Origin of the sequence: Longimonas sp., assembly GCF_046498435.1 — a bacterium.
GTDB lineage: Bacteria > Bacteroidota > Rhodothermia > Rhodothermales > Salinibacteraceae > Longimonas.
The window spans coordinates 1-12,829 of the sequence record NZ_JAWOAR010000185.1 but is presented as its reverse complement, the minus strand read 5'-3'; the positions used below and the strand labels follow the sequence as shown (position 1 = coordinate 12,829).

Annotated in this window: 15 protein-coding genes; 10 read left to right on the top strand and 5 right to left on the bottom strand. The window is 59.4% G+C overall.

Going from position 1 to position 12,829, the window contains the following annotated elements; translation table 11 throughout:
- Positions 1 to 239: 239 nt before the first annotated feature.
- On the top strand, positions 240 to 527 hold the full coding sequence (locus tag R6U20_RS06965) for a GIY-YIG nuclease family protein (RefSeq protein WP_410337137.1): 288 nt from the start codon (positions 240 to 242) through the stop codon (positions 525 to 527).
- A gap of 299 nt (positions 528 to 826) precedes the next feature.
- On the opposite strand, the gene R6U20_RS06960 is transcribed toward R6U20_RS06965, so the two are convergent.
- A complete protein-coding gene (locus tag R6U20_RS06960; RefSeq protein ID WP_410337136.1) occupies positions 827 to 1,102 on the bottom strand; it encodes a NifU N-terminal domain-containing protein in 276 nt (91 codons plus the stop codon).
- 204 nt (positions 1,103 to 1,306) lie between these two features.
- Between R6U20_RS06960 and R6U20_RS06955 the strand changes: the two genes are divergently transcribed.
- From R6U20_RS06955 to R6U20_RS06925, 7 genes are all read left to right on the top strand, one after another.
- Positions 1,307 to 1,819: a phage holin family protein gene (locus R6U20_RS06955; protein ID WP_410337135.1), complete on the top strand. Its 513-nt coding sequence runs from the start codon at positions 1,307 to 1,309 to the stop codon at positions 1,817 to 1,819.
- A gap of 36 nt (positions 1,820 to 1,855) precedes the next feature.
- Positions 1,856 to 2,350 (top strand): hypothetical protein, encoded by a 495-nt coding sequence (locus tag R6U20_RS06950; RefSeq protein WP_410337134.1) that lies wholly within the window; start codon positions 1,856 to 1,858, stop codon positions 2,348 to 2,350.
- A gap of 103 nt (positions 2,351 to 2,453) precedes the next feature.
- Entirely contained in the window at positions 2,454 to 3,089 is a 636-nt protein-coding gene (locus R6U20_RS06945; RefSeq protein ID WP_410337133.1) for an adenylate kinase, read from the top strand.
- A gap of 12 nt (positions 3,090 to 3,101) precedes the next feature.
- Positions 3,102 to 4,082 carry a polyprenyl synthetase family protein gene (locus R6U20_RS06940; protein ID WP_410337132.1) on the top strand — a complete coding sequence of 327 codons (981 nt, stop codon included), beginning with the start codon at positions 3,102 to 3,104 and terminating at the stop codon, positions 4,080 to 4,082.
- A 699-nt stretch (positions 4,083 to 4,781) separates the two neighbouring features.
- Positions 4,782 to 5,081: an HPr family phosphocarrier protein gene (locus tag R6U20_RS06935; RefSeq protein ID WP_410337131.1), complete on the top strand. Its 300-nt coding sequence runs from the start codon at positions 4,782 to 4,784 to the stop codon at positions 5,079 to 5,081.
- A 152-nt stretch (positions 5,082 to 5,233) separates the two neighbouring features.
- Complete coding sequence (locus R6U20_RS06930) at positions 5,234 to 5,692, top strand: GatB/YqeY domain-containing protein (protein ID WP_410337130.1); 459 nt, start codon at positions 5,234 to 5,236, stop codon at positions 5,690 to 5,692.
- A 30-nt stretch (positions 5,693 to 5,722) separates the two neighbouring features.
- The gene (locus R6U20_RS06925) at positions 5,723 to 6,379 is read left to right on the top strand and encodes a CvpA family protein (protein WP_410337129.1); all 657 of its coding nucleotides are present in this window, start codon (positions 5,723 to 5,725) and stop codon (positions 6,377 to 6,379) included.
- 55 nt (positions 6,380 to 6,434) lie between these two features.
- Here the strand turns inward: R6U20_RS06925 and R6U20_RS06920 are convergent, their stop codons facing one another.
- Together R6U20_RS06920 and R6U20_RS06915 are read right to left on the bottom strand one after the other, a co-directional pair.
- Entirely contained in the window at positions 6,435 to 7,277 is an 843-nt protein-coding gene (locus R6U20_RS06920; protein WP_410337128.1) for a R2-like ligand-binding oxidase, read from the bottom strand.
- Between the two features lie 443 nt (positions 7,278 to 7,720).
- The gene (locus tag R6U20_RS06915) at positions 7,721 to 9,478 is read right to left on the bottom strand and encodes a SulP family inorganic anion transporter (RefSeq protein WP_410337127.1); all 1,758 of its coding nucleotides are present in this window, start codon (positions 9,476 to 9,478) and stop codon (positions 7,721 to 7,723) included.
- 333 nt (positions 9,479 to 9,811) lie between these two features.
- Between R6U20_RS06915 and R6U20_RS06910 the strand changes: the two genes are divergently transcribed.
- Together R6U20_RS06910 and R6U20_RS06905 are read left to right on the top strand one after the other, a co-directional pair.
- A complete protein-coding gene (locus tag R6U20_RS06910) occupies positions 9,812 to 10,477 on the top strand; it encodes an NUDIX hydrolase (RefSeq protein WP_410337126.1) in 666 nt (221 codons plus the stop codon).
- 38 nt (positions 10,478 to 10,515) lie between these two features.
- Positions 10,516 to 11,133: a flagellar motor protein MotB gene (locus tag R6U20_RS06905; protein ID WP_410337125.1), complete on the top strand. Its 618-nt coding sequence runs from the start codon at positions 10,516 to 10,518 to the stop codon at positions 11,131 to 11,133.
- Positions 11,134 to 11,307: 174 nt separating this feature from the next.
- Here the strand turns inward: R6U20_RS06905 and R6U20_RS06900 are convergent, their stop codons facing one another.
- Positions 11,308 to 11,784 (bottom strand): hypothetical protein, encoded by a 477-nt coding sequence (locus tag R6U20_RS06900; RefSeq protein ID WP_410337124.1) that lies wholly within the window; start codon positions 11,782 to 11,784, stop codon positions 11,308 to 11,310.
- A 294-nt stretch (positions 11,785 to 12,078) separates the two neighbouring features.
- Entirely contained in the window at positions 12,079 to 12,534 is a 456-nt protein-coding gene (locus tag R6U20_RS06895) for a PIN domain-containing protein (protein ID WP_410337123.1), read from the bottom strand.
- Positions 12,535 to 12,829 lie beyond the last annotated feature (295 nt).

Genomic DNA, 12,829 nt, shown 5'->3' with positions numbered 1-12,829 from the left:
CTCACTCCGTCCAGGATGACGAAGTGGCGGGCCAGGCACCACACCCCACACCCTGTCATTCCGGACTTGATCCGGAATCTATCCCTCCGCATTGATGGCCGCATCATCGAGGCCCTGTCCTGGATCCTCGTTTCCCCGACTGCCGTCGGAATCACTGCGTTCAGGATGACAATACCGAAGTGTTTCTGCTCATCTCAGCCCAGCTATTCCAGCACCGCGTTCCCACACTCCACCCAGCCATGTCACGTCCGGGATATGTGTACATCTTAGCCAGCCGTCGCAACGGTACGCTGTACATTGGTGTCACCAGTGCGCTGGAGCAGCGCGTGTGGCGGCATCGGCAGGGGATGGGGAGTGCGTTCACCACGCGCTACGGCGTGACGCGGCTCGTCTACTACGAGGTGTATGATGACATCCAAACGGCGATCGAGCGTGAGAAGCAGCTCAAAGGCTGGCGTCGGGCGTGGAAGATCGATCTGATTGAGACAGAGAATCCAACGTGGCGCGATCTGTACACGGAACTGTGAGTTAAGCATCCAACCCACACCCTGTCATTCCGGACTTGATCCGGAAACGAGCAGCGCGAGTTCACGCCAGTAATTCACCCTGCAAACTGATGCCTGCACCGCCGGGCTCGCCTCTGTTCTGGATCCTGGATCTCCGTTCGCAGGCTCACTCCGTCCAGGATGACGAAGCGGCGGGGTAGGCACCAAACCCCACACCCTGTCATTCCGGACTTGATCCGGAATCTATCCTGCACACTTCTACACCACCGGACCCAGGCTCTATTGATGGCGAAACAGAGGTGTTTCCCTACACCAACGTCCTACGCATCCTCCACATGCTCGCGGATAAGCGACCGCGCGGTGTCGAGCACGCCGTCCCACGACGCATCGTCGGACTTGGTGAGGGTGACGAATCCCGGCGTCATAAACACGTCGATCACGCCGTCGAGCCCGATCAGGGCCTCGCCCAGGGCATGACCCCGTGCATCTGCAGGCGCTTTGATGGCGAGCATTGGGTGATCGCTAAGAAGCGAACCCGCGCTCGGCGTCAGTTTTACGCTGTTGGGGTTGGGCGTGGGGGCCGTGTCAATGGTCATGGGCAAATGCAACGCTGAACAATCCACAAAGCAAACGAATCCCACCGAACAACTACGGCGGGGCGTGGGGTACTATTGGCAGTGCTGCAGAAAGTGCCCGCCCGGCGCTGGGTCTGCTGGGAGAGTGAACCGGGTATTCATTTGCGATGCGCCCAGAAACCGCTATATTACCACTGCCTGCAAACTTGCAACACGCCGTTTCCTATGGAGCGACCACCTTCTTCCCCCGACACCCCGGCTGCCGAATCCGGTCCCCGCATGAAGCGGATCGCTACTCACGCTCAGGGCGTGGTGGCTGACTTGCGGAAGTGGGTGGACCTGCGCATCGACCTGGCGGTCATCGATCTGGAAGACAAGCTCGACGAGCGTCTCAACGCCGTTGCCGTCGGCATCATCATCGCCGTATTTGGCGGACTCGCGGCGTTCTTTACGCTGGTTACCATCGCACTGGGGCTGGGCTGGCTCCTGGGGCACCCGTTTTGGGGCTTCCTCATCGTTACTGCTGGACTCGGCGCCACGGCCGCTATCGTACGTAGCACGCAGCCCACCCTCGTGCGCACGGGGCTGTACCGTCAGTGGAAAAAGGCACGGGCGGAAGCCGAGGCGCAGGCATCCAGCGCACCATCTGGCGCAGACCCCGAGGGCGCGTCGCCTTCGGAGCCTATGTCCAATGGCGCAACCGGAACCGATACGGCGTCGTCAAAAGCCGCCTCGTAAGCGTTTTAGCATCCCTTTGTCCCGTTTTCCGCTCCCATGCCAACTTCTTCCTCCCCCTCGCGCGAAGATATTTCCTCGCAGCTCGACGCAGCGCAAGACTCGCTCATGGAGCGGATCGACGCGCTACGCGGCGAGGCTGACGACATCAAAGCCTCGGTACGGCAGACGCTGCGTGCGTATCCGCTGGTAAGCGGCGTAGGTGCGCTGGCCGTCGGGTGGGTCGTGGGGCGGCTGCTAAGCCGTCCGCGCACCCGCAGCCAGTGGGCCACGCGCTACGCCACCGCCGTTGAAGACGACCTGCGCGCTGCCATCGAGTCGGGCGCCGACGCCGACACCATCGTCGACGATGTGCTGCGCGACCGCGTGCCGGTGCTCATTGAGGCGGCCCCGCAGCCCGAGGCACCCAGCCTCTTGAGCCGCGCCGTAGGCAGTGCGCTGCAGATCGTGATTCAGGTGGTGCTTATCGAGCTTTCGCGTCGCCTGGCCGATCGTGCCTTTGAATCGAACCACCCTGGCGCCTCCGACGAATAGATAGCGCCCGATAGTCTGTTGCTGAACGCTTGCCCGCGACCGCGTGTCCGGGCGGTTTCGTTTCGCATCCCTCGTATACAAACTTACCCTGCTGCTTCGCCCCATGCGTTTACTCCTGTTTGGCCCGCCCGGTGCGGGCAAAGGCACCCAAGCCCGCAAGCTCGTTGATCGCTACACCCTCACGCAGATCGCGACGGGCAACATCATTCGCGCTGCCATGAAGAACGACACCCCGGTAGGGCGCGAAGCCAAATCGTACGTCGAACAGGGCGAGCTCGTCCCCGACGACGTAGTCCGCAAGCTGGCCGAAGGGGCCATTGCCGACGAAGGCTACGACGATTTCATTCTTGACGGTTACCCGCGCACCTTGCAGCAGGCGACGTGGCTCACCACGTTCCTGAGCGAGCATGACGCGTCGCTGCAGGCCGTGCTCAGCCTGGAGGTCGACGATGAGGAGATTGTGGATCGCCTCTCGAAGCGCCGTGTGCATGCGGAAACCGGCGAAAACTATCACCTCGACGTGAACCCGCCGCCCGCCGATGTCGATGAGGAGCTGATCGTGCAGCGTCCCGATGACAAGCCCGAGACGGTGCGCAACCGCCTGAGCGTCTACCGCGATCAGACCGAGCCGCTGAAGTCGTACTACAAAGAGCGCGACCTGCTCGTCCCCGTTGACGGCACCGGCACGCCCGACGAAGTGCACGAGCGCATCGCCGATACGCTCACCACGCTGGCGTAAGCCCTGCTCCGTATGGCCGACTTTGCATCCGTAGAGACGCTGCGCACACAGTGCAACGACGCCCTGGCTACGCTGGTCGCCGTTAACCGTACCCCCAAGGTGCTCTACGCGCCTATCCGCTACGTGCTACAGGGCGGCGGCAAGCGCGTGCGTCCGGTGCTCGTGCAGCTCGTGGCGCAGGCCTACGGCACGCCGCCTGAAACGTCGCAGCCGGTGGCGCTGGCAGCCGAGGTCTTCCACAACTTCACGCTGGTGCACGACGACATCATGGACCAGGCGGATGCGCGGCGGGGGCGCCCCACCGTGCACGTAAAGTGGGATGAATCTACGGCGATCCTGGTGGGCGACTGGCTCATGGGCTGCACGACGCGGCTCCTCCGCCAGTCCGACGCGCCCACCGAGGCGCTGCTCGACGTGTATCACCCCACCATGGATGCGCTCTGCGAGGGGCAGGCCCTCGACACGGACTTTGAGACGCGCGATGCCGTATCGGTGGATGATTACATGCGCATGATCGACGGCAAGACGGGGGCACTCCTGGCCGCGTGTATGGCGTGGGGAGGCGTTGTGGGCGGCGCTCCGGCCAACGAACAGGCGCAGCTCCATGAGGCCGGGAAGGCCGTAGGGCGTGCCTTCCAGATTCAGGACGACCTGCTCGACGTCATTGCCGACCACGACGATTGGGGCAAAGCCATCGGCGGCGATCTGCAGGTGGGAAAGAAGACATTCGTGACGCTAACAGCCCTTGAACAGGCGACGAGCGACACCGAGCGCTGGCTCCGCCGCACCCTCTTCGAGAATGGCGGCTGCCCGCCCGACGAGATTGAGGCGGTGCAAGTTGCCATGCGCGACCTGGGCGTGTTCGACGCAGCCCGCGACGCCGTCGCTCAGCACACCGAAACTGCGCATGCCCACCTCGATGTGCTGCCCGAGGGCACAGCCCGCACGGCGCTCGTGGATCTGCTCAACCAACTGCAACGCCGCTCGTATTAATGCTCTGTCAACCCTGAAAGGTTGGGTTCGAAAGGTTGGGTTCAGATGCGTATTTTCCCCTCCATCCTACCCTTCCTCCCCGGGGAGGCTAGTCCTTGCACATAACTTTCTCTCTGATATTTTGTTAGCCAGAGCTTTGTTTGCTTTACCACTTGATCAACCATGTCTCCCTTTGCTATGCCGACGGGATGGCCTGTGCCCATTGAGTCTGCATTTAGATCATCGGTTTGAGGGCTTTAGTTTATAGGATTCACGCCTCTCGGCGGTATGAAGCCCTTGTATGAAGCCCTTGTATGAAGCCCTTTCGGCCTCGAAGAAGTGGGCCGCCCGGACGAAGCCTGGAGGGACGCGCCCGAAAATTGATCCTGTTTGAGCGAGCCTGCGAGTGAGTTTGATCAATTTTAGCGGACCGGAGGGCGCAGTCAGGCCCAGTTCTTCCCGCCTTGATCTTTTTGGTTCGTTTTTGCATCAAGGCAAAAATGAACACCAACCTATATTCGACGCCCATAGCTATTCCAGGTTGTGTGCATAGACTAGCCGGGGAGGAAGGAACTGTGAGGTGCCACTTCCCAAGTCTCCCTCAGAGGAGGGGGATTTAGGGGGAGGGATTCCATACTATCACACAACCCGAAAAATTATCCTTGACACAGCACTAAATACACTTGTACCAACGCCCACCACGACCGCGCTCTGCATCCCATGACCGAACGAACCGTTACCGTCACCAACCAGGCTGGCATCCACACGCGTCCGGCGTCGATCATTGTACGTACGGCATCGAACTTCGAGGCTGAGATCATCATCCAGCGCGGGGCCTACGAGATCAACGGGAAGAGCGTGATTGGTGTGATGACCCTGGCTGCCGAGCAAGGGTCCGAGCTCGTCCTTCGCGCCGATGGGCCCGACGAAAACGAAGCCCTGGCGGCGCTTGCTGATCTGTTTGCGCGGGGTTTTGGCGAAAACGACCCCGACGAGCCATCAGTCAACCAGGCGTCGTAATTGCGTCCGATTGTAGCAGGTTGTTGCCGTCTCGCTCGAACATTGAACCGCTTAATGCATCCAAATAGCTGAGCATGTGCTGGTGATGCGCTCGGGTTGGATGTGTGGCCTGGGTATCCCTTCGTACAGTTATTCCAATTTCTGTTTGCTTTATGCTTGACCAACTCACCGAAGACATCAAAGACGCCATGCGGGCCAAAGACAAGGTGCGTCTGCGCACATTGCGGTCGCTGCGGGCGGCCTTGCAAAAGAAGCAGATTGCCGAGCGCGACGGTTCGGGCGACGAGTCTGAGCTTTCGGAGCAGGAGGTGCTCACGGTCATCCGCAAAGAAGCGAAGCAGCGCAAGGAATCCATCGAGCAGTTTGCCGAGGGCGGACGCGACGATCTCGTGGCGAAAGAGAAAGAGGAACTGGCCGTGCTCGACGAGTACCTGCCGGATCCGCTCTCCGATGAGAAGCTGCACGCTATTATCGACGATATCATCGAAGAGACCGGAGCCTCCTCCATGGCCGACATGGGCCGCGTGATGGGTCCGGCGATGAGCACCCTGCGGGGTCAGGTCGACGGGGGACGCGTGCAGCAGATCGTCCAGGAAAAGCTGATGGGCTAATCTGTCGTCCTCATATCGTGTGTGGATACTATGACCCTTCTTGACTTGGCCATTTTGGTTGTGCTGGCGCTGGCGCTGGTGCGCGGCTACATGGTGGGTGGAATTCGGCAGATTACGAGCATCATCGGGATGGTGCTTGCGTTTGTCGTGGCCGTGCAGTACATGCGCCCGATGGGCGTGCAGATAGAGACGTGGGGCATGTCGCCCACGTTTGCAGAACTGGCAGCGTTTACTGTGCTTTTTCTCGGGGTATATGTGGGCGTATCGTTTGTGGCGCGCATGGCCGATCGGATCATTAAAGCACTGCGGCTTGGGGTGCTCGACAACGTGCTGGGTAGCGTACTTTCGGGGGCGAAGGTGCTATTGGTGGTTAGCGGTGTGCTTCTGCTGCTGGCCCGGGCCGGGTGGCCGACGCCCGACACGCGTGAGGCCTCGACGTTGTATGAGCCGGTGCGCGAGGCACTGCCTGTTGCGTGGAAGCATACAGCGGCCTATATGGGTGGAGCTGCGGAATTCGACCATTTCTTTCCAGATGCGTACGATGGCGCTGCGCGTCCTACCGACGATGCAACAGCGCCTCGCATAGAGCGCCTGCTTCCGATCGACCTGATGCGCTTCAACACAGACGAAGCATCGCGCAACGAATCAGCCAACGAATCAGACGACACACAACGCACCGGTTGGTAGGGGCAAGCACATTGTGCTATGCCACAGACCCATCTGCCCGTTGTGCCCATTCGGGCTACGGACGCGCACGCTCCAACACAGCCAGGCGCTTCTCGAACTGCTTCATGCCCATTTCGACGAACATCTCGGGCGTGACGCCAAAGGGGTACGGTGCGCTATACGGCTGCAACGTTTCGTGGATGTGCTCCATTACCAGCGCGAGGCCGTCGCTGAGCGTGCTCTCGATAATCGGCCATACTTCCGCATCGTGCTCCTGGATCAGTTCGGTGAGCAGGTGGATGCCATAGGCCACGTGGCGCGCCTCATCGCGCTGGATCTGCGTAACGAGTGTGCGGAGTCCCGGGCAGCGGTCGTGCTCAGCCAACACGGTGTAATAGGCGTCGTACCCGGTTTCGGCAAGTGTGCCTTCCACGACAAGCTGATACGTGGCACAGGCCTTGGCCAGCGCGGCCGGTGTGTCGGCGCTGAGACCATCCATGGCCGCAGGGAGGCGCTCGGCAAAGAGCGTGCGATATGGCGTGGTGAGGTAGGCGTCCAGATCGGCAGTCGTCCCAACAACCTCATCCAGGAAGCGGTGAAAGCCCTCGACGTGTTTGGCTTCCTCCCAGAGGTAGGCGGTCAAGAACATCTCGTCTTCGATGCGTCCGTGGCGGCTCATGTACTGAAGCAGCGGCAGCAGGTCGCGCGTGACGGACTCCTCGCCCGCCTCAAACTGTGCGGTCAGACGGAGCAATAGGTCTTGTTCGGACTCGGAGCAGGCGGCCCAGTCAGCGATGTCGTCCGAGAAGTCGATCTTAGCGGGATCCCAGGTGCCCTGTCCTTTGGCTTTGCGCCAGAGCTGCATAGGGCGGGAGTTCATGTCGAGGCGGGCTCGGGTCGTGGCGAACGAGGTAGGCATAGCAGCGGGTACGGGCGTAAGGAAAGAGTCAGTGGTACTGGGTGGATGATACGTGATGCGCCTGGACCGCAGGACAACCCAAGATATATGAGGTCTTCGCTCCGCAGTGTCATCCCAACACCACGGGTATCTCCTTCTCGGGCCTCGATCACTGCCACTACCGAAGTCGATATTGCAAGATACGTCTGAATGTGCAAGCACGCAAACCCAAAAGCTTCTCCAGCGTCGCCGTAGTGCTGGGTCAACCCTCATTTTGATGGTTGGCCTGTAATCACCCTCCCACGAAGCCTGTCATGGTGAGCGCAGTCGAACCATCTCCTTGGTGTTTAGCAGGAACTTTTGGGGACGGCACAGCACGCGTATCCATCTTGGTTTAACCCACAGAATGACCTGTGACACAGCACTACCCTTACGAACCTTGCGGACCTTGCGGACTGCGCATCCTATGAGGCCATGGGAGTGGGGTCTTTGTACTTTGGCTCGGTGCTGTCTTCGTACCCTTGCAGACGATCGCTGTCCTCATCCTCATCATCCCAGGTGCCCATGATGGAAACGACTGCGTCATGCGGATCCATATGGAAGTGATCTTCTCCCAGGCGCGCATGCAGCCCCGACCGGCGCACCACCTCGCGCACCGGTCCAATGAGTCCTGTAAAGTGCAACTCGATCCCCGATTCCTTGAGGGATTCGATGACGGTTCCCAGCGCCTCAATCGCGGTCGTATCCAGGTCGTTGATGCTGGTGCCGTCGATTATAACAACCCGAACGTCGCGCCCTTCGCGCTCGCTCTTATCCAGAATGTACTGCTTGAAGAACTCCGCATTGGCGAACGAGAATGCCGCATCGACACGTAAAACCAGAATATTGTCGAGCCGCTCGGCCTGCTCGAACCGCTCCATATCTCGAAAGAGGCGTGTGCCAGGCACGTGCCCCAGTTCTGCGACATTGGGCCGACTGATGCGGTAGAGGACCGCCAGCAGCGTAGCCCCAATACCAAACACGATGCCTTCCTGAATTCCAACGAACAGCGTAGCCGCTGCGGTAACAAGCGCAATGAAGAAGTCGCGGCGGCGAGCCTCGAAGAGGGCTTTCAGTTCACGGCCATCCACCAGCGAGAGCGCAGCCATCATAACGAGAGCCGCCAGGGCGGGCATCGGCAAGTAGTAGAAGAGCCCTGTAAGCACAAGCAGCGTGAGGGCAATGACCAGTGCCGCGAACAGGTTGTGCAGCGGCGTTTGTGCGCCCAATCGGTCATTCAGTGCCGACCGCGAGATGCTACCCGACACCGGGATGCTGCGGAAGAAGCTGCCCGCCAGGTTGGCCGCTCCCACGGCCATGAGTTCGCGGTTGGCATCAACGGTGTACTTATTTCGGGTTGCAAAAAGGCGGCATAGCGAGATGTCTTTCATGAACTGTACCAGAGCCAGCGTCACTGCCGCCGGCAGCAGGTCCTGCAGGTCGCCGAGCGTCACATCCGGCAGGTCAAAGCCGGGCAGGCCACTGGGAATGTCGCCCACCACAGCCACGCCCTGCGCCTCCCAATTGAACAGCCAGCTGCCCAAAATGGCGACTACGACCAGCACAATGGCCTGGGGGATGCGTGGGGCAAAGCGCCGCAAGCTCCATAACAGCACAATGCTCCCAAGTCCAATGCCCAACGTGAGGCTGTGAATCTCGCTCGCCTTCGTAAAGGCCGAGGCAAGCAACTCGTGTATGTACTGCGACTGCGGCATATCGATGCCCAGCAGGTGCTCCAGCTGACTTGCCGCAATGATAATCGCGGCCGCCGAGGTAAACCCGTCGATAACTGGACGCGATAGCAGGTTGGCTACAAATCCGAGTTTGGCCAAGCCCATGGCAATCTGGGTGATACCGACCATTGCCGCCATAGCTATGGCAAGTGCAATGTACCGATCGGTACCCGCCTCGGCCAGCATACCCACCGCTGCCGACACGATAAGCAGGTCGATAGCAACGGGCCCAATAACCAAGTGGCGCGAGGTGGCCAGCCACGGGTACATCAAGAGCGGAATGAGGCCAGCGTACAGCCCGTAAATGGGCGGCACCCCGGCAATGACTGCGTACGCCATGCCCTGTGGAATGAGCATAGCCCCAATGGCCAGCCCGGCTGAACCATCGCGGCGCAGCTCCTGCCACCCATAGCGGGTGATCCAGCGTCCAGCAGAAAGTGTATCGCGCATAACACCGAGGTCGGCGTGAAGAGAAGGAGGTCCGTAGGTTTCGCAAGTCGTAGACTTCGTAACGTAGAGCAGGCAGCCGTTGGATGCAACAACGGGATGCGGCAATCACACGCTACACGTATAAGCAACAACCATGCGCCATGAGCCTGCCCCATCAAAGGGAATGACGCATCCAGAATGATTGTTATATGATCGTGCCTGTGTAGGGTCGTACGTTTCATGCGGCATGCGTTTCGATTCAGACGCAGCGCGCTCAACTTCGATTCCACTGGCAAGTATGTGCAGCATGCACCAACCAATACCCTGCCAGCCTGCTGCCTGTGCGCGCTGCCAATGCTTACCTATCACGTTGTTGACTACACTCCTTACGACCCCGACACCTGGGCCCAACAGGGGCTACAGGCTCCCACGGGGCGCGATGTGCTCCGTTGGCACATTGAGCCGCCCGCTACCAACGCGCCCGTGGTTGTGGTAGACACCCGGCAGCTGAGCACGCAAGCTCAGGCCCAGGGGGCAGCGCCAACGATTCCACCCAGAGCGCTCTGCAATGTGACCCCGTACCGCCCTCCGAAATGCATACGTGCCGCCGGGGGATACGTCCTCCCAGCGCATCCCACCGGCTCGGTACCGGTTGTCTGCACGATCTACCGACGCGGCGTGTGGGATCTCCCGAAGGGTAAACAGGATGCAGGCGAAACGATTACGGCCTGCGCCCAACGCGAAGTGCGCGAAGAAATTGGTATTGAAGATATAACACTGCACGCCCCGCTGGGCATTACCAGCCATGGCTATGCAACCGCCCATCAGTACGTAGTCAAAACCACTCACTGGTTCGCGATGCGCACGACCACCTGCGCGTTTGTACCGCAAGCCCAAGAGGGCATCCGCCGCGTCAGGTGGGCCCGCTGGCCGGTATTGCAAGCGCACATCGGATACGAATCGCTACGCCACCACATGCACACGGTAGCCCCCTGGATTGCGCACCTGTATACGACTTAACCGCTACGCCTCTCTCATCGAACATCTTTATTGTAATTATGGATACATCGCATCGCGCTTCGACCGTTCTGCATTCTGCCGTACGCCCGCGTCGTTCTCTGCTGGTGGGGGCGCTCGTTCTGTTCGTTCTGGCCCCGCTCATAGCCGGGTGTGGATCAGACGATGACGAGGCGGAACTGACCGAGCAGGTTGAAACCCTCGAATACGAAAACGAGCGCTTGCAGTCCGATTTGTCTGATGCACGCGACTCCGTTACTACGCTCCAACAGCAGACGGACGATGGCGATATGGTGCAGCTGGGCGATCCGATTCGCTTTCCCTCGGGCAGCGCCTGGATTCCCGACCAGGGCCGCCGCACGCTCGACAGCCTCGCCACCATTCTGCAAGACGAGTACGATAGCCGCGACTTTCGCATCAAGGGCTTCACCGACAGCATGCCGATTGGTCCGTCGCTGCGTGGCACCTACCCCAGCAACTGGTACCTCTCGGCCACGCGGGCGGCCGCAGTGGCGCACTACCTGGACAGCGAGCATGGCGTACGGTCGCGCACGTTGCAGATTGGCGCCTTTGGCCCTCAGGATCCGGTAGCCTCCAACGAAACGACGGAAGGCCGCCGCCTGAACCGACGGGTGGAGATCCAGGTGGCTGAGGAGTAAGAGCCTGTTTTAATTTCTTACTTTTGGGCCCCCAGGAGCACTTTCTCCCTACGGTCGGGGCGCTACGAGCGGCTCCGCTGGGCTGGGGCCGAAGGTCATGCCCCTGATGCAAAGGATCCCCCGATCGATTCGACCCGGCTCTTATTCCACCCGGCTTTTCGGGCTGCGGTACAGTCAAAGTGTCGATTCGCGCTCTGCCTCAAAGGGGCCGCTGTTGATTAGCGTCCAACTCTGATACGCCCATTCCCCCTGAAGCGAGCGAAGGTGGCCATCCTCAAATTCGCCGCGCAGCGTTACGTTGTTATCTTCAACCTCGGGATTCAGGTTGATATAAGCCTCACCATTTTCTTGAACGCTGCCACGCAATGGCCCCTCGCCAACCTGCGTTCCGATTTGCTCTGCGTCACGGGTTTGCTCAAAGCTCCATCGCCCTGCGAGACGAAACGCGCTACAGTCGCGTTCGCATTCGGTTGCTTCAACCTCGCGAAAATCGACGCGCATCGTTCCCTGTACGACAGCCGCGCCGGTGGAGTCGTACGCTGTGTATGCATAGGTCCTTGTGCTCACGCGCACGTCATCGTCAACGACGCTGGAGCATCCGGCAACGATAACCATCGCACCAACAACAAGAGCCAGAAGACAGGCTCTCAATTTAGGAACTGCTTTGCTTGCTTGAATAGCCATTTTTTTGAAAATATTTTTGGTTTTTTCTCACCCTTAATCACTCCATACCATGGTACATGACAAAACTCACATGCTCCTTCACACCATGGTACATGACAAAAAAATTGCGAGCCTTCATATTAGTCCCGGGCATCAGCGCCTTCCTCGATCAGAGGCGTCGATCACAACCGTTTCAACTGGACTGCTGCACTGTCACGCTTGATTGTTTCCCGTTTGAGCGCAAAATCCCTCCCCCTAAATCCCCCTCCTCCGAGGGGGACTTCATGAAAGCGCCCGCTGGTTCCTTCCTCCCCGGGGAGGAAGGGTAGGATGGAGGGGAAACCATTCATCTGAACCCACCCTTTTGGGGGGACATGCCCCTATGAAGAGTCGTATGACTTTTGTCGTGTACTGTAGCGGGAGGTCCAAATCGAGAGCTGTTGCTGTAATAATCGCGTCCGGTACCTTTATCGTCTGCCGTCGACGGACTGAGATCGTTTTCTCCACGATATCCTCCTCCAAATCAATTTCCTGAAACAGCGTGAGAAATGTGCGCGCACGGGCGTGCTCCCGCTGAGGCTGGGAAAAGCCCAACACTTCAATTCGACTTATGACCGAGATGAGAGCACCCTGTCGAATCCAATCAGCAATTTGTTCTCGACGAGAAGATGAAAAGCACAGTACACGACAAAACCTGAGCGAACCTTCACAGAATCGGCACGCCCGGTTCCCCAGCACGCCATTCCGAGCGCATGCGAGGAATCTCTCCGGAATGGACGGAGTCAGACCAGAGGAAAACAGCGATCAGCCCTTGGTTCCGCTGGATTCGAAGAGATTCTTCGTCGCTGCGCTCCTCAGAATGACAAAAACCTGGGTGTGTGAAGGAGCATGTGAGTTTTGTCATGTACCATGGATGAAAAGATCCCGTTGAGGTAATAGATCAGGATGTTGCTGTCAAAAACACGCACAGATAGGCTGAAGAACGTTATGAGCGATCTGAATTATACCAGGGACGCTTCCACTCCCGACGCAT

Bases quoted from the DNA above. Each gene is read 5' to 3' on its own strand.
- R6U20_RS06915 (WP_410337127.1), bottom strand. From the start codon at position 9,478: ATGCGCGATACACTTTCTGCTGGACGCTGGATCACCCGCTATGGGTGG.
- R6U20_RS06950 (WP_410337134.1), top strand. From the start codon at position 1,856: ATGCCAACTTCTTCCTCCCCCTCGCGCGAAGATATTTCCTCGCAGCTC.
- R6U20_RS06925 (WP_410337129.1), top strand. From the start codon at position 5,723: ATGACCCTTCTTGACTTGGCCATTTTGGTTGTGCTGGCGCTGGCGCTG.
- R6U20_RS06935 (WP_410337131.1), top strand. From the start codon at position 4,782: ATGACCGAACGAACCGTTACCGTCACCAACCAGGCTGGCATCCACACG.
- R6U20_RS06940 (WP_410337132.1), top strand. From the start codon at position 3,102: ATGGCCGACTTTGCATCCGTAGAGACGCTGCGCACACAGTGCAACGAC.
- R6U20_RS06905 (WP_410337125.1), top strand. From the start codon at position 10,516: ATGGATACATCGCATCGCGCTTCGACCGTTCTGCATTCTGCCGTACGC.
- R6U20_RS06960 (WP_410337136.1), bottom strand. From the start codon at position 1,102: ATGACCATTGACACGGCCCCCACGCCCAACCCCAACAGCGTAAAACTG.
- R6U20_RS06930 (WP_410337130.1), top strand. From the start codon at position 5,234: ATGCTTGACCAACTCACCGAAGACATCAAAGACGCCATGCGGGCCAAA.
- R6U20_RS06965 (WP_410337137.1), top strand. From the start codon at position 240: ATGTCACGTCCGGGATATGTGTACATCTTAGCCAGCCGTCGCAACGGT.
- R6U20_RS06920 (WP_410337128.1), bottom strand. From the start codon at position 7,277: ATGCCTACCTCGTTCGCCACGACCCGAGCCCGCCTCGACATGAACTCC.
- R6U20_RS06955 (WP_410337135.1), top strand. From the start codon at position 1,307: ATGGAGCGACCACCTTCTTCCCCCGACACCCCGGCTGCCGAATCCGGT.
- R6U20_RS06945 (WP_410337133.1), top strand. From the start codon at position 2,454: ATGCGTTTACTCCTGTTTGGCCCGCCCGGTGCGGGCAAAGGCACCCAA.
- R6U20_RS06910 (WP_410337126.1), top strand. From the start codon at position 9,812: ATGCTTACCTATCACGTTGTTGACTACACTCCTTACGACCCCGACACC.